Annotated in this window: 16 protein-coding genes; 5 read left to right on the forward strand and 11 right to left on the reverse strand. The window is 56.9% G+C overall.

The features are described from left to right. Window positions 1-186: 186 nt before the first annotated feature. The 4 genes from thyA to rppH all read right to left on the reverse strand — a co-directional run bounded on the left by thyA (window position 187) and on the right by rppH (window position 4,694). A complete protein-coding gene (thyA, locus tag AB5Y90_RS18800) occupies window positions 187-981 on the reverse strand; it encodes a thymidylate synthase (protein WP_005340427.1) in 795 nt (264 codons plus the stop codon). Further along, complete coding sequence (gene lgt, locus AB5Y90_RS18805) at window positions 981-1,805, reverse strand: prolipoprotein diacylglyceryl transferase (protein ID WP_058058352.1); 825 nt, start codon at window positions 1,803-1,805, stop codon at window positions 981-983. The genes thyA and lgt overlap by 1 nt, the downstream gene beginning before the upstream one ends. A 67-nt stretch (window positions 1,806-1,872) precedes the next feature. After that, window positions 1,873-4,152: a phosphoenolpyruvate--protein phosphotransferase gene (gene ptsP / locus AB5Y90_RS18810; RefSeq protein ID WP_005340422.1), complete on the reverse strand. Its 2,280-nt coding sequence runs from the start codon at window positions 4,150-4,152 to the stop codon at window positions 1,873-1,875. 14 nt (window positions 4,153-4,166) lie between these two features. After that, on the reverse strand, window positions 4,167-4,694 hold the full coding sequence (gene rppH, locus AB5Y90_RS18815) for an RNA pyrophosphohydrolase (protein WP_005340421.1): 528 nt from the start codon (window positions 4,692-4,694) through the stop codon (window positions 4,167-4,169). Window positions 4,695-5,427: 733 nt separating this feature from the next. On the opposite strand from rppH, the gene mutH reads away from it, so the two are divergent. Both mutH and AB5Y90_RS18825 read left to right on the forward strand, forming a co-directional pair. Further along, a complete protein-coding gene (gene mutH, locus AB5Y90_RS18820; RefSeq protein ID WP_042084339.1) occupies window positions 5,428-6,102 on the forward strand; it encodes a DNA mismatch repair endonuclease MutH in 675 nt (224 codons plus the stop codon). Window positions 6,103-6,182: 80 nt separating this feature from the next. Further along, a complete protein-coding gene (locus tag AB5Y90_RS18825) occupies window positions 6,183-6,506 on the forward strand; it encodes an isoamylase early set domain-containing protein (protein ID WP_005348910.1) in 324 nt (107 codons plus the stop codon). A 108-nt stretch (window positions 6,507-6,614) separates the two neighbouring features. Here the strand turns inward: AB5Y90_RS18825 and rplS are convergent, their stop codons facing one another. From rplS to ffh, 5 genes are all read right to left on the reverse strand, one after another. Next, on the reverse strand, window positions 6,615-6,962 hold the full coding sequence (rplS, locus tag AB5Y90_RS18830) for a 50S ribosomal protein L19 (protein WP_005313505.1): 348 nt from the start codon (window positions 6,960-6,962) through the stop codon (window positions 6,615-6,617). A gap of 32 nt (window positions 6,963-6,994) precedes the next feature. Continuing rightward, window positions 6,995-7,744, reverse strand: a complete 750-nt coding sequence (trmD, locus tag AB5Y90_RS18835; protein ID WP_005340400.1) for a tRNA (guanosine(37)-N1)-methyltransferase TrmD — start codon at window positions 7,742-7,744, stop codon at window positions 6,995-6,997. Between the two features lie 34 nt (window positions 7,745-7,778). Continuing rightward, on the reverse strand, window positions 7,779-8,300 hold the full coding sequence (gene rimM, locus AB5Y90_RS18840) for a ribosome maturation factor RimM (RefSeq protein ID WP_005340394.1): 522 nt from the start codon (window positions 8,298-8,300) through the stop codon (window positions 7,779-7,781). A 24-nt stretch (window positions 8,301-8,324) separates the two neighbouring features. After that, the gene (gene rpsP / locus AB5Y90_RS18845) at window positions 8,325-8,573 is read right to left on the reverse strand and encodes a 30S ribosomal protein S16 (protein WP_005340392.1); all 249 of its coding nucleotides are present in this window, start codon (window positions 8,571-8,573) and stop codon (window positions 8,325-8,327) included. A 177-nt stretch (window positions 8,574-8,750) separates the two neighbouring features. Beyond that, the gene (gene ffh / locus AB5Y90_RS18850) at window positions 8,751-10,127 is read right to left on the reverse strand and encodes a signal recognition particle protein (RefSeq protein ID WP_005357987.1); all 1,377 of its coding nucleotides are present in this window, start codon (window positions 10,125-10,127) and stop codon (window positions 8,751-8,753) included. A gap of 202 nt (window positions 10,128-10,329) precedes the next feature. On the opposite strand from ffh, the gene ccsA reads away from it, so the two are divergent. Next, entirely contained in the window at window positions 10,330-11,118 is a 789-nt protein-coding gene (gene ccsA, locus AB5Y90_RS18855; RefSeq protein ID WP_005340390.1) for an inner membrane protein YpjD, read from the forward strand. Window positions 11,119-11,160: 42 nt separating this feature from the next. Further along, on the forward strand, window positions 11,161-12,441 hold the full coding sequence (locus AB5Y90_RS18860; protein ID WP_216949688.1) for an HlyC/CorC family transporter: 1,281 nt from the start codon (window positions 11,161-11,163) through the stop codon (window positions 12,439-12,441). Window positions 12,442-12,481: 40 nt separating this feature from the next. Here AB5Y90_RS18860 and AB5Y90_RS18865 read toward each other — a convergent pair whose 3' ends face one another. Next, window positions 12,482-12,952, reverse strand: coding sequence for an Rrf2 family transcriptional regulator (locus AB5Y90_RS18865; protein ID WP_005340388.1), 471 nt, complete (start codon window positions 12,950-12,952; stop codon window positions 12,482-12,484). Between the two features lie 111 nt (window positions 12,953-13,063). Between AB5Y90_RS18865 and hmpA the strand changes: the two genes are divergently transcribed. Further along, window positions 13,064-14,257, forward strand: a complete 1,194-nt coding sequence (gene hmpA, locus AB5Y90_RS18870) for an NO-inducible flavohemoprotein (protein ID WP_368167563.1) — start codon at window positions 13,064-13,066, stop codon at window positions 14,255-14,257. A gap of 99 nt (window positions 14,258-14,356) precedes the next feature. On the opposite strand, the gene AB5Y90_RS18875 is transcribed toward hmpA, so the two are convergent. Further along, window positions 14,357-14,941, reverse strand: coding sequence for a tetratricopeptide repeat protein (locus AB5Y90_RS18875; protein ID WP_005357982.1), 585 nt, complete (start codon window positions 14,939-14,941; stop codon window positions 14,357-14,359). Window positions 14,942-15,113 lie beyond the last annotated feature (172 nt).

Raw genomic sequence — 15,113 nt, forward strand, 5'->3', positions numbered from 1 at the left:
ATCCCTTGCAACAACCAATGGAAAATCGTTTCTTGCTGCTCAATACAACGAAAAAACCGAAGGCAAAATAGAACATACCTGCTATAAGCAGGTTTTTCCTCGTCTCTGGCTACCGTCTTATTAATCAATAAAATGAATTTTCAATTATTTAACTCCATAAAAAAGGCGCCCTGAGGCGCCTTGCTATCAGATGGCGACGGGCGCCTTGATGCCGGGATGGGGGTCATAACCCTCGATCTCGAAATCCTCGAACTTGTAGTCGAAGATGGAGTCAGGTTTGCGCTTGATCACTAGGGTCGGCAGCGGGCGCGGCTCGCGGGAGAGCTGCAGCGCAGTCTGCTCCATGTGGTTGGAGTAGAGATGCACATCACCGCCAGTCCAGACAAAGTCACCCACTTCCAGATTGCACTGCTGGGCCATCATGTGGGTCAGCAGGGCGTAGCTGGCGATGTTGAACGGCAGGCCGAGGAACACATCACAACTGCGCTGGTAGAGCTGGCAGGAGAGCTTGCCGTCCGCCACATAGAACTGGAAGAAGGCGTGGCAGGGAGCCAGCGCCATCTTGTCCAGCTCGCCCACGTTCCAGGCGGATACGATGATACGGCGCGAATCCGGGTTGTGCTTGATGTCATCCACCGCCTTCTGGATCTGGTCGATGACTGACCCGTCAGCGGCAGGCCAGGAGCGCCACTGAGCACCGTAAACCGGCCCCAGATCGCCATTCTCGTCGGCCCACTCATCCCAGATGCTGACGCCGTTTTCCTTCAGATAAGCGGTATTGGTATCGCCATTAAGGAACCAGAGCAGCTCGTGAATGATGGAGCGCAGGTGGCACTTCTTGGTGGTCACCAGCGGGAAACCTTCCGCCAGATTGAAGCGCATCTGATGGCCGAACAGGGAGACAGTACCGGTGCCGGTACGGTCTGACTTGACGGTGCCCTCATCGAGGATTTTCTGCATCAGGTCGAGATAAGCTCGCATTATTTCGCCTCCTTCACGGCATTACCGAACAACTGCGGACGCTTGTAGGCAACCCAAATCATCAGGGCACCGGCGATAATCATCGGGGTGGAGAGGATCTGGCCCATGCTGATCTCCTGGAAGTAGAGACCAAGCTGGCTGTCCGGCTGGCGCACAAACTCCACCAGGAAGCGGAACAGGCCGTAGAACAGCAGGAACATGCCGGAGATGGCACCGCGCGGCGGATTCTTGCGCCAGAACAGGTTGAGGATGATGAACAGCACCACCCCTTCCAGCGCGAACTGGTAGAGCTGGGAGGGATGACGCGGCTCGGGACCCGCCTCCGGGAAGATGATGGCCCAGGGCACATCGGTGACCCGGCCCCACAGCTCGCCGTTGAGGAAGTTGCCGATCCGGCCAACGCCGAGACCAAACGGAATGAGCGGTGCCACAAAGTCGGCCACGGTGAAGAAGTGGCGCTTGGTCTTGTGGGCAAACCAGATCATCGCGGTGATCACCCCGATCAGACCACCGTGGAACGACATACCGCCGGTCCAGATCTTGAACAGGTAGGTGGGATCCGCGAGGAAGAGATCGAAGTTGTAGAACAGCACGTAACCGACACGGCCACCGAGGATCACCCCGAGGAAGCCGTAAAACAGCAGATCCGACACCTCGTTGCGGGTCCAACCGCTGTTCGGTGCATCTGCACGACGGCCGGCAAGCCACATGGCAAACGCGAAACCGAACAGGTACATGAGACCATACCAGCGTACCGATAGTGGTCCCAAACTGAATGCTACGGGATCAATCTGCGAGAAAACCCAATATCCATCGTGCTGCATATGCGGCCCCAGTCAAAATAAAAGCCGCATTTTCCGATCATTCGTCAGCAGGGACAAGGCATGATTATCAATCACTCTGTTTCGATTTATGACCGGCTCGCAGTAAACCGCCCAAACCATGCTCCTCCAAATAGCGGGCAAACAGGCCGCGCAGTACGTGGGGGTTGTCATGTTTGAGGCCATCGGCCATCAGTTCGGTCAACTCGCTCAGGGTGGATTGACGCAGCACGTACTTGATCCGGGCGATGTTGTGGGTGTTCATACTGAAGCGGCGATAACCCATAGCAAGCAGCAGCAGCACACCGACCGGATCACCGGCCAGCTCGCCACACACCGACACCGGCTTCTGGTAGCGATGGGAAGCATCAACCAGCTGTTGCAGGGCGCGGATCACCGCAGGATGGAAGGCATCATAGATGTTGGCAACGCGGGAGTTGTTGCGATCCACCGCCAGCAGGTACTGGGTCAGGTCGTTACTGCCCACAGACCAGAAGTCGATGAGCGGCGCCATCTCCGGCAAAATAAAGAGGGCTGAGGGCACCTCGATCATCACCCCAAGGCTGGGGTAGCGGATCACCGCATCGCGGCTTGCCGCCTCTTCCGACACCTCTCGCCACGCCTGATCCAGCAGACGACGGGAGGCTTTGATTTCGCTAACGCTGCTGATCATCGGCAGCATGATGGCCAGATTGTCCAGCCCTTCACTAGCCCTTAGCATCGCCTTGAGCTGCACCAGAAACAGTTCGGGGTGATCCAGGGTGATCCGGATCCCCCGCCAGCCAAGGAAGGGGTTTTCCTCGACGATGGGGAAATAGGGCAACGGCTTGTCGCCGCCCACATCCAGCGTCCGCATGCAGACCGGCCGGTTGCGGTAGGTCTCCAGAATGCCGCGATAGCGGGCAGTCTGCTCCCACTCGGAGGGGAAACTCTCCTGCAGCATAAAGGGGATCTCGGTGCGATAGAGACCGACCCCGTCCGCCAGCTGATTGAGGGAGATCTCGGTATCGGCGCTGAGACCGGCGTTGAGCAGCAGGGAGACCTTGGTGCCGTCGGCCGTCTCGGATGGCAGGTTATCGACGCTGCGCACCAGGGTATCGAGCGCCCGCTCTTCGCTCAGCAGCTGACGATACTCGGTCAGTATCACCTGATTGGGCTCGATGAAGAGATCGCCACTGTAGCCATCGACGACCAGCATGCGACCACCGATGTCGCCGAGCGGCAGATCGACCCCCATGATGGCGGCGACCCCCATGGCGCGGGCCAGAATAGCCGCGTGGGAATTGGTCCCCCCCTTGAGCGAGACCACCCCGGTCAGATACTCGCGAGGTACTTCTGCCAGAATGGTGGCGGTCACCTCATCGGCAACCAGCACCACCGGCTCGCCGATGGAGATATGTTCCGGTTCATTCTGCACCAGTCGGCTGATCAGCCGCTGGGCAATATCCTTCACGTCGGTGGAGCGCTCCTGCAGGTAGGGATCCTTCATCCCCTTGAACTGCTCGATCAAGCGATCGCTGATCAGCTTGACCGCCGAGACCGCAGTCCAGTGCTCCTTGCTCACCTTGTTGCGAATGGGCTTGATATAGCCGGGATCGTTCAGAAGATGGAGGTAGATATCGAAGATCGCCACCGAATCCTGGCTGTAGCTCTCGCGAAAACGCAGCGCCAGACTCTCCAAGTCGTGCCGCACCTCCTCAACCGCCAGCTCCAGCCGCGCCAGCTGGCTGGCATGGTCTTCATCCTTGCGCGGAGTAATAGACGAGAGCGCCTTGCGGGGCCGCCACACCCAGGCCTTGGCCATGGCGATGCCGCTGGCACCGGCAATACCGCGCAACGGCTTGCTCCAGTCGGTCTTCTGCAACCACCCCTTGGCTTGCGCCTGGGCGATCCGCGCCGCCAGCTGGGCCGCCAGGGTGACCATGAAGGACTCTTCCCCCTCATCGAAGCGGCGACTCTCCTTCTGCTGCACCACCAGAATGCCGACCACCTGACGCTGATGCATGATGGGAGCGCCGAGGAAGGAGCGGAACGCCTCTTCGGCCACATCGGGCAGGAATTTGAAACTGGGATGCGCGGGGGCATCAGCCAAGTTGATCAGCTCTTCCCGCTGACCCACCAGACCGACTATGCCCTGCTCGTAGGGCAGAGTCACCTTGCCGACTGCGGACGGGGCCAAGCCGTCGGTAGCCGCCAAGCGATAGCGGCGCACCTCGGGCTCCGAGACATAGACGGAGCAGCAGTCCACTGCCATGGCGTGCCGGGTCTGGCTCACCAATGCCTGCAAGGCCTGCTCGAGGGTATTGGCCTCGGCCATGCTCTCGACGATACGTCTCAGTTCCGTTAACAACTAATCTGTGCTCCTTAACGGGCGCGATTGCGTCGCCCATCCTTCTTGTTGACCTGCACTGCCGGCACTGGCATCGCCAGCGGGGCAAACTCTTTCATGACCCGGCGGTAAACCTCCCGCTTGAACGAGACGACCTGACGCACTGGGTACCAGAAGCTGACCCAACGCCAGTCGTCAAATTCGGGATGGCCATGACAGCCGAACTGGATCCGCGACTCCTTGCCCGAATTCAGCTGTAACAGGAACCATTTTTGTTTTTGGCCAATACAGACCGGTGAACTGTCCCAGCGGACAAGACGTTTGGGTAAACGGTACTTTAGCCAGTTACGACTGGTGGCCATGATGGTCACATCTTCGGGCTTGAGGCCAATCTCCTCATACAGCTCTCGATACATGGCCTGCTCTGGCGTTTCACCATCATCAACCCCCCCCTGCGGAAACTGCCAGGAGTGCTGCCCATAGCGTTTAGCCCACAACACTTGTCCTTCACGGTTACAGATCACGATACCGACATTGGGACGAAATCCGTCGCCATCAATCACGTGATCACCTTATAAAGGCTGAATCTATAAGGAGATTGTTCCACATTCACTCCGTGGCAGCAAACAAGGAGTGAATCCCCTGTTTCATGAATAACTTTCAATTTCAAACATACTTATAAACAAATCTAAGGATCCGCTACCCCAAGTTGCCCACCCAGGCTGTGCATAAAGCTGTTAGCAAACGGGTATATACAGTACTTTTAAACTGTACGCGAAAAGTGCCCCTCCGTATCACCACGCGACATAAAATATAAAAAATCATTATTTTTTATAAGCTTGAGATAAAACAACTGGATCTAGATCCATGTTCCCCCAAGAGTCAGATACATGATCCGGATTGTGAACAAGTTCAACTGCTCAAAGATCCACCGCGGCGAAATTATCCACAGGAGTGGCACAATATCTACCCCGTTTAGCCTGTAAAAATGGGGTGGCATTCACAATTTTTTGTAACATATCAGCGACTCTAACCACTTTCATCCACTTATCCAAGATTTCTGTGGATAACTGTGTGTAACATCATGCACAAACCCTTGGACAACTATTTAGAGGTCAAACCAGACCAGGATCACTACTCGATAAAATAGACAAAATCCTTTAAAATCATAATGATGAGCTGATAGCCCCCAAATTCTCTGCATTTGATCTTATCCACTCAGGATCGGTTATAAAAACAGCGATCCTTCTCGGGATCCTCCCCTGTTAGAATATGGCGAGCAAGATGGAGCCAACTATGCCAAGCAATCCCCAATCCGAGCAGGAGTTATTGAGCCGCGCCTATGCCATGGCCGGCTTCACGCTGGCGCAGCTGGCCGCCGAGGCTGGTGTCGCAGTGCCCAAAGACCTGCGCCGTGACAAGGGGTGGGTCGGTCAGTTGATCGAGCTGCAACTCGGGGCCAGCGCAGGGAGCAAGCCGGAGCAGGACTTCCCGGAGCTGGGGATCGAACTCAAGACGATCCCCGTGGATCCTCAAGGCAAACCGCTGGAGACCACCTTCGTCTGCGTCGCCCCGCTGATCGGCGTCAGCGGCCAGCGCTGGGAGGAGTCCAACGTGCGCAACAAGCTCTCCCGGGTGCTCTGGATCCCGGTGGAAGGCAGTCGCGAGATCCCGGTTGGCGAACGGCGAGTCGGCATGCCGCTGATGTGGAGCCCGAATGAAGAGGAAGATCGGCTACTGCGTCAGGACTGGGAGGAGCTGATGGACATGATAGTGCTGGGAGAAGTGGAGCAGATCAGCGCGCGCCACGGCCAGGTGATGCAACTGCGGCCCAAGGCGGCCAACAACAAGGCGCTGACTCGCGCCATCGGCCGCGATGGTCAACCCATCATGACCCTGCCCCGCGGCTTCTATCTCAAGATCGACTTTACCCACAGTTTGCTGCAACGCTATTTTGCCTTGCCGACTTGATCTGCCTTATCAACATCTTTGTCATATGGTGGTATAAAAATAGACAGGAGCCATTTTTAACTCACAGACAAGGAGGCGTCATGCCACTGATCAAACAGTTTTTGAAGTCCAAGCCCGAGGTCAAGGTGACCTTTGCCGTAGAGAAAGAGGCGGCTGCAGGGGCGGAACAGGTGATGCTGATCGGCGAGTTCACCCAGTGGCAACCGGTCGAGCTGAAACGCATGAAGAGCGGCGAGTTCAAAGCCACCCTCAATCTGCCGACCGACGGCCCGGGGTACTTCGAATATTGCTACCAGCTCATCACACCGGCAGGGGAAACCCTCTACGAGAATGACTGGGCTGCGGACGACTATGTGCCAGGCCCCTTCGGGCGAGACAACTCGGTAGTTCGGGTCATCCAGTAACGGCTCCCAGATAGCCAATAGACGGATACAAAAAAGGCTCGCCATTGGCGAGCCTTTTCACTACCTGTCGAGCTATTTGCCGACATACCGACACCAATTCGAATCGAATTAGTTGAGCTTCTCTTTGATACGAGCAGCTTTGCCGGACAGGTTGCGCAGGTAGTACAGTTTGGCGCGGCGAACATCACCACGACGCTTCAGTTCTACACTGTGGATCAGCGGAGAGTGAGTCTGGAATACACGCTCAACACCTTCGCCGTTGGAGATCTTGCGAACGGTGAAAGCAGAGTGCAGACCGCGGTTACGCTTGGCAATAACGATGCCTTCGAAAGCCTGCAGACGCTCTTTACCACCTTCTTTAACACGAACTTGAACACGTACAGTGTCGCCCTGGGCAAAAGCCGGGATGTCGGTACGCAGTTGCTCTTGTTCAAGCTGCTGAATAATCTTGCTCATTGTCTTTCCTTACCTAGGATAAACTGAAAACTCTACTTAACGCTGTCACGCACTTCGCGGACATACTCGGCAAGAAGTGATTCTTGCTCGTCAGTCAGAGCTAGGTTGTTAATAAGTTCCGGCCTTCTTTGCCAGGTTCGTCCGAGCGACTGCTTGAGACGCCAGCGTCGAATCACTTCGTGATTGCCGCTTGTCAGCGCCTCGGGCACCGCCAATCCATCCAACACCTCCGGCCGAGTGTAGTGGGGATGATCCAGCAAACCATCCGTAAAGGAGTCTTGCTCGGCACTGGCCTGATCACCCAAAACCCCAGGGACCAGACGCGAAACCGCATCGATCAGGGTCATGGCAGGCAACTCGCCACCACTTAACACGTAATCCCCGATAGACCACTCTTCGTCGACTTCGGTTTGTATCACGCGTTCATCGATACCTTCGTATCGACCGGCTACCAGAATCAGTTTCTGATTCGTCGCCAACTCGGTTACGCCCGCTTGAGTCAGCTTGCGTCCCTGAGGAGAGAGATAGATGACTTTCGCCCCGTCTCCCGCCGCTTGCTTGGCTGCATGAATCGCGTCACGCAGCGGCTGAACCATCATTAACATGCCGGGCCCACCACCATAAGGACGATCATCGACCGTACGGTGTTTATCGTGGGTAAACTCCCGGGGGTTCCAGCACTCAATCTGCAGCAGGCCACTCTTGACGGCCCGACCCGTTACCCCGTGCTCGGTAATGGCTCGGAACATTTCAGGGAAGAGGCTAATAACCCCAATCCACATAAGAAACCTCCGGCACCCGTGTTAGCGCGGGAAACTAGAAACCAGGATCCCAATCAACTTCGATTGTTCGAGCAGTCAGATCAATATTCTTGATCACCTGCTCTTCCAGGAACGGAATCAACCGCTCCTTTGCACCAAAGGCATCTTTTACATTGGCCTCAACCACCAACACATCGTTGGAGCCGGTTTCCATCAATTCGGTCACCTTACCCAGGTCGTATCCCTTGGTGGTCACCACGGAGCAACCAATCAGGTCACGCCAGTAGAACTCACCTTCAGGCAACGCAGGCAACAGATCGGCGGGTACGCCAATCTCGACATTGGTCAATGCCAGGGCATCTTCGCGCACATCGATACCATCGAGTTTGCAAATCAGACCCTTGTTGTGACGTTTCCAGGATGAAACCCGAATTTCACGCCACGCCCCGTTCTGATTAATCAGCCAGGGGTTGTAATCGAAAATCGCTTCGGCAACATCGGTGAAGGAGTTCACTTTAAGCCAGCCCTTGATGCCATAAACGGTACCCAGGGTGCCCAGAACTACAGGTTTTTCCAACTTAACTCCTTACCGTTGGGCTGATTAAGCAGCTTTTTTAGCGTCTTTGATCAGCTTGGCAACGCGGTCAGAAACAGCGGCACCAGTAGCAACCCAATGCTCGATACGAGCCAGGTCCAGGTTCAGCTTTTCAGCTTGACCAGCAGCAACCGGGTTGAAGAAACCAACGCGCTCGATGAAGCGACCGTCACGGGCGCAACGGCTGTCAGAAACTACTACCTGGTAGAACGGACGCTTTTTCGCGCCACCACGTTGTAAACGAATGGTTACCATATCGTCCTCATTAACATCTAATGAACAAGGCCCGCAAACACGCGGACCCTAGCTTAAAATAAGCCGCGTAATTCTACTTGGATTCGTAATAATTGCAACCAAGCCAGCCATTTTTTGCGCAGAGCAGCAATGAAAAGGGGCCTGCCGCTGCAGACCCCCATCAACACCCAGGCCGGATCAGAACGGGCCGCGACCGCCACCGAAACCGGGGGGCATCATGTTCTTCATCTGGCTCATCATCTTGCGCATGCCGCCCTTGCCGGACATTTTCTTCATCATGCGCTGCATCTCGGTGAACTGCTTGAGCAGCTTGTTCACATCCTGCACCTGCATGCCGGAACCTGCGGCGATACGGCGTTTGCGGGAACCCTTGATGAGATCAGGGTGGGCGCGCTCCTTGGGCGTCATGGAGCTGATGATGGCCTCCATTCGCACAGTGAGCTTGTCATCCATCTGATCTTTAACGTTATCCGGCAGCCCGGACATGCCGGGCAGCTTGTCGAGCATCCCCATCATTCCGCCCATGTTGCGCATCTGGGCCAGCTGCTCGCGGAAATCTTCCAGATCGAAGCCTTTGCCACTCTTGACCTTGCTGGCCAGCTTGGCCGCTTTCTCTTTATCGACGTTGCGCTCGACTTCCTCGATCAGAGAGAGCACATCGCCCATACCGAGGATACGGGAGGCGAGACGATCCGGGTGGAACGGCTCCAGCGCATCGGTCTTTTCACCCATACCGATAAACTTGACCGGTTTGCCGGTGATGTGACGTACCGACAGAGCAGCACCACCTCGGGCATCGCCGTCCGCCTTGGTAAGGATGACACCGGTGAGCGGCAGCGCTTCGTTGAACGCCTTGGCGGTGTTGGCGGCATCCTGACCGGTCATGGCATCCACCACGAACAGGGTCTCGACCGGCTTGATGGTGGCATGCAGATCCTGGATCTCGGCCATCATCTCGCTATCAACGTGCAGACGACCGGCAGTATCGACGATCACCACGTCATAGAATTTCTTGCGCGCCTGATCGATGGCGGCGGTGGCGATATCGACCGGCTTCTGGCTGGCATCGCTCGGGAAGAAGTCGACACCGATGTCATTGGCCAGGGTTTCCAGCTGTTTGATCGCCGCCGGACGATAGACGTCGGCACTGACTACCAGCACCTTCTTCTTGCTGCGCTCTTTGAGCAGCTTGGCCAGTTTGCCAACTGTGGTGGTCTTACCGGCCCCCTGCAGACCGGCCATCAGGATGATCGCAGGCGGCTGGGCAGCCAGGTTGAGCTGTTCGTTGGCCTCCCCCATCACGGTGACCAGTTCACCGTGCACAATCTTGATGAATGCCTGGCCCGGGCTAAGGGATTTGGCCACTTCCTGCCCGACTGCGCGCTCTTTGACACGCGCCACGAAATCACGCACGACCGGCAGGGCGACATCCGCCTCGAGCAGCGCCATGCGGACTTCGCGCAGGGTTTCCTTGATATTGTCTTCGGTCAGGCGACCACGGCCACTGACATTGCGCAAGGTGCGCGAGAGTCGTTCAGTCAAATTCTCAAACATGACGGATTCCGGTTCTTGGCGTAATAAATTGGGGGCATTATAACCCAGAGCGGGCGCGAGGACGATTATTCGCCGCACCGCAGCAGCAGGGACCTTCTCCCTATATATGGGCAGATCGGCTGTTGCACAACTGGCGAGCACTTCTCGTGCAAGGTATACTGCCCCTCTTACCCTCAAAAGCTTGTGCAACAACGACCTGGTTATGATCGTAATCTCTGTTCTGGCCCTGGCGTTTTATCTGCTGGCCATCATCGCCTCCCTGCATCTGTTACTGAGCGCCAAGCCGGTGGGACAGCGCTCCCTGTTTGCCTGTATCGGATTGGCCCTGATCGCCCATGCCAGCGCCCTCGGTTCAGAGGTATTGCAGAGTTACGGCCAGAACCTGAGCATGCTCAACGTTGCCTCGCTGGTCAGCCTCATCATCAGTTGCTTCATGACTTGCGTAACCCGCCGCTTCAACGGCTGGATCCTGCTGCCGGTGGTCTACAGCTTCTCGGCCCTGTTGCTGGCTGCCAGCGCCTTGATCCCGGGTCGCTACATAACCCATCTGGAGGCCCACCCCCAGCTGTTGCTGCACATCGGCCTCGCCCTGATGGCCTACTCGGTATTGATGATCGCCTGTCTGTTTGCGCTGCAGCTCGCCTGTCTGGACAAACAGCTTAAATCGAGAAAAATCAGCAACCTGCCAGCCATGCCGCCACTGATGACAGTGGAAAAAAGGCTGTTTCAGTTGATCTCTGCAGGGGTGCTGCTACTGACACTCTCCATCGCCTCCGGCCTCTTCTTCCTCGAAGATATGTTCGCCCAGGGCAAGTCTCACAAGGCAGTGCTCTCCATCCTGGCATGGTGTGTCTACGTGTTGCTGCTGTGGGGTCATCACACCTATGGCTGGCGCGGCCGCAAAGTCATCACGCTCAGTCTGATCGGCAGCTTCATCCTGACTCTTGCCTACTTTGGCAGCCGCTTCGTCAAAGAAGTGCTGTTGAGCTGACATTTATACTCTTTTAGCCATACCATCCAACAGGAGCCCTTTTTGGACAGCATCTCAACGAGCACATTACTGATTGTTCTCGTTATCTTGATCCTTCTTTCCGCCTTTTTCTCCAGTTCCGAAACCGGCCTGATGTCCATCAACCGCTACAAACTGCGGCATCTGGCACAGACCAAACATAAAGCCGCACGTCGCGTCGAACAACTGCTCGCCCGCCCCGATCGCCTGCTGGGGCTGATCCTGATCGGCAACAATCTGGTCAATATCCTCGCCTCCGCCATCGCCACTATCGTCTGTATCCGGCTGTTTGGTGATCTCGGGGTCGCCATCGCCACCTTCGGCCTGACCCTGGTGGTACTGGTATTCGGTGAAGTGACCCCCAAGACCCTGGCCGCCATGTTTCCGGAGAAGATCGCCTATCCCGCCTCCTGGATCCTCAAGGGGTTGATGGTGCCGCTCTCGCCGCTGGTCTGGCTGATCAACGGCATCACCAGCGGCCTGCTCAAGATGCTGAAGATCAATCCCAACAAGGATGACTCCCTCAACACCGAGGAGCTGCGCACCATAGTCAATGAGGCGGGTAACCTGATCCCCCAGCGTCATCAGGAGATGCTGCTGAGCATTCTGGATCTCGACAAGATGCTGGTCGAGGACATCATGGTGCCGCGCAGCGATATCTACGCCATCGACATCAACGATGACTGGAAGAGCATCCAGCGCCAGCTGGCCCACTGCGCTCACACCAAGATCCTCCTCTATCGCGACAATATCGATGACGTTGTCGGCTTTTTGCACGCGCGCGATGCCCTGCGGCTGGTAGCCAGGGACCAGTTCAATAAATCGAGCCTGTTGCGAGAAGTGGACGAGATCTACTTCATTCCGGAAGGAACGCCGCTCAACGTGCAGCTGGCCAAATTCCAGCGCAACAAGGAGCGAATTGGTCTGATCGTCGACGAATACGGCGACATTCAGGGGCTAATCACTCTGGACGACATTCTGGAAGAGATCGTGGGCGACTTCACCACCTCCATGACGCCAGCGCCGAGCGACGAGATCCATCCCCAGTCAGATGGTTCTTATCTGGTCGAAGGCTCAGCCAATATTCGTGAGCTGAACAAGGAGATGAACTGGCACCTGCCCATCGACGGCCCGCGCACCCTCAACGGCCTGATCCTCGAATATCTGGAGGAGATCCCCCAGCCCAACATCGGGATCCGGCTGGCCGGTTATCCTATCGAGATCCTCGATGTGGAGAACAATATGGTCAAGATGGCGCGGATCATGCCGGCATCGTACCGGGCGGAGTCGGATCCGCAAGATTGAAAAAGGGCTGCCAGTGGCAGCCCTTTTCTATTGCTCATCGTCACTGTTCATCTTCGTCATCCGGCTCCAGCACCAGCGTCGGGATCAGCTCGCCAAACACTCTCTGTAGCTCGTCACGGTTGGCCAGCAGGTCTTGCAGCGTATAGCTGTCCATCACCGCCAGAAACGCATCCATCGCCTCTTTCAGCGCACTCTTGAGCAGACAGACAGAGACGATGTGGCAAGCGGGCGAGCCGCAGTCAATGCCGTCCAGATTGCCTTCCAGCGCCCTGATCACCTGCCCGATATTGATGGTGGCGGGATCGCAAGCCATGCGAATACCGCCATTCTTGCCACGCTGGGATTGCAGATAGCCCAGCTTCACCAGCTGATTGACCACCTTCACCATGTGGTTGCGGGAAACGCCATACAGGGCCGATACCTTGGCAACGCTCGACAACTCCCCTTCCGGCAGGGTGGCAAGATAGAGCAGGGCTCTCAATCCAAAATCTGTATAACTGGTTAGTCTCATAAAACCTGATTAGCGCGATGCGAAAAGTGGAGTATTGATTCAAATCAAATAAACATCTAGGATGCCACTTATTAAATGACATTTTATATGTTCAATTAGAACGAGGCCCCTATGCTAGATCAAACCACCGTTGCCGTCATCAAAAGCACCATTCCGCTGCTCGAATCGGCAGGCCCTGCCCTCACCCAGCACTTCTACCAGCGGATGTTCAGCCATAACCCGGAGCTGAAAGATATCTTCAACCTGGCCCACCAACGCAGTGGCGGCCAGCCGCTGGCCCTGTTCAATGCAGTCGCCGCGTATGCAAAGAATATCGACAATCTGGGAGCGCTCGCCGGTGCGGTCGAGCGGATTGCACACAAACATACCGGATTCCTGATCCAGCCGGAACAATATCACATTGTAGGTAGTCATCTCTTGGCCACGCTCAAAGAATTGGGCGGAAGTGCGGTCACCGACGAGGTGCTGGAGGCATGGGGCAAGGCGTATGGCGTGCTGGCCGACATCTTCATCGGCCGCGAGCAGGAGATCTATCAGGAGAAGGCCAATCAGGATGGCGGCTGGCAAGGTACCCGCACCTTCATCATCAAGGAGAAGCGAGCCGATAGCGACCTCATCACCTCCTTCCTGCTGGCGCCGGAAGATGGCAAGCCGGTACTGACCTTCAAACCGGGCCAATACCTCAGCATCAAGCTGGTTCACCCCGAGCTGGAATATCAGGAAATCCGCCAATACTCCCTCTCCGATGCCCCCAACGGGCAGGATTACCGCATCAGCGTCAAGCGTGAGCCGCAGGGTCAGGTCTCCAACCTGCTGCACGATCACCTGCAGGCGGGTGACAAGATCGAGGTGATGCCCCCTACCGGCGATTTCTACCTGAAAGCCGACAGCCAGACCCCGGTGGTACTGCTCTCAGCCGGTGTCGGCGTGACGCCGATGATGAGCATGCTCAACCAGCTGCTGGAAAGTACTCATCAGGCCGAGATCACCTGGCTGCACGCCTGCGAACAGGGCGCTGTACACGCCTTCCGGGAGGATATTCAGCAAAAATCCCGCCAGCATCCCAACTTGCTGAGCCGGGTCTGGTATCGGGAGCCGGAGGCCAGCGATGTACAGGGTGAAGATTACGACCTGGCCGGCACCATGGATCTGACTGCCGTGAAGGAGCGCATAACGCCGCAGGCCCACTACTACTTCTGTGGCCCTGTCGGCTTCATGCAGGAGATCAAGCGGCAGCTGCTGGCGGCTGGGGTGCCAGCGGGGCAGCTCCATTACGAAGTTTTTGGCCCCCACCAAGATCTCTGAGGCGCAGGCAGCCATATAACAGAGGGAGGTTCCGGCCTGTCATGGCACGGCGGCTGGAACCGGACCCACAGGTGCAGATCTGTGGGTCATTTTTTTGGATCAGTGCATCGCCTTGGCGCGGGCCACCACGTTGGCCGGCATCCGGTTGCCAAGACGGTTGAGCAGAGTCGCCGCCTTCTGGTGCAGCGCCTTGTCACCGATGACGGAGCCATGGAGCCAGCGATAGGCGTCCTCATAATCGAGCGGACTGCCCATCCCCTGCAACAGCATCTCGACCCACTCGATGCGAGCCCGCAGAAAACCGAGGCTGGCCGCCTCGCGCATCAGAGTTTCGGCTCGCACCAAATCCTTCTGCACCAAAGTTCCTTTCCAGTAGTAGCGACCCAGCTGCTCCAGCGCCGGCGCCAACCCCTGATTGGCCGCCTCCCACATATATTGAACCCCGAGCTCGGCGTTGGACTTGGTACAGACCCCCCACGCCAGCATATCCCCCCAGAGGAATTGATAGGCCGGGATCTTCATCACCGAGGCGCGCGCTTCGATATCCTGAGTCAGCTGACAGCGATCCTGTTTAACCTGAGTGAGGTGGCGCCCCTGCTCAATCCAGTTAAGAAGCTCGTCCTGACGATAGAGCGGCACCGCCTGCAACTCGCCAGCGGCCAGAGGTGCGGGAGGCGCAACCACAGCAGCAGGTTCCGCCGGTTTTGGCAGCGGCGCGGCCCCCTCGCCACTGCTGGCAGCGGGCGTGACCGGCTCGGCCGGAAGCAAGATGGGGACGGCCTCAGAGGGTGCTGGCGTAGCAGCAGAGACAGGCGCCGTTGCCACCGCAGCACTGCTTGTGGTCGGTGCCGATGCA

Origin of the sequence: Aeromonas sp. R4-1 (assembly GCF_040908325.1) — a bacterium.
Lineage (GTDB): Bacteria > Pseudomonadota > Gammaproteobacteria > Enterobacterales > Aeromonadaceae > Aeromonas > Aeromonas veronii.

Coding starts and splice junctions, on each gene's coding strand:
- lgt (WP_058058352.1), bottom strand. CDS start 1,805: ATGCAGCACGATGGATATTGGGTTTTCTCGCAGATTGATCCCGTAGCA.
- rplS (WP_005313505.1), bottom strand. CDS start 6,962: ATGAGCAAGATTATTCAGCAGCTTGAACAAGAGCAACTGCGTACCGAC.
- AB5Y90_RS18825 (WP_005348910.1), top strand. CDS start 6,183: ATGCCACTGATCAAACAGTTTTTGAAGTCCAAGCCCGAGGTCAAGGTG.
- ccsA (WP_005340390.1), top strand. CDS start 10,330: ATGATCGTAATCTCTGTTCTGGCCCTGGCGTTTTATCTGCTGGCCATC.
- ffh (WP_005357987.1), bottom strand. CDS start 10,127: ATGTTTGAGAATTTGACTGAACGACTCTCGCGCACCTTGCGCAATGTC.
- rpsP (WP_005340392.1), bottom strand. CDS start 8,573: ATGGTAACCATTCGTTTACAACGTGGTGGCGCGAAAAAGCGTCCGTTC.
- hmpA (WP_368167563.1), top strand. CDS start 13,064: ATGCTAGATCAAACCACCGTTGCCGTCATCAAAAGCACCATTCCGCTG.
- thyA (WP_005340427.1), bottom strand. CDS start 981: ATGCGAGCTTATCTCGACCTGATGCAGAAAATCCTCGATGAGGGCACC.
- AB5Y90_RS18865 (WP_005340388.1), bottom strand. CDS start 12,952: ATGAGACTAACCAGTTATACAGATTTTGGATTGAGAGCCCTGCTCTAT.
- mutH (WP_042084339.1), top strand. CDS start 5,428: ATGCCAAGCAATCCCCAATCCGAGCAGGAGTTATTGAGCCGCGCCTAT.
- trmD (WP_005340400.1), bottom strand. CDS start 7,744: ATGTGGATTGGGGTTATTAGCCTCTTCCCTGAAATGTTCCGAGCCATT.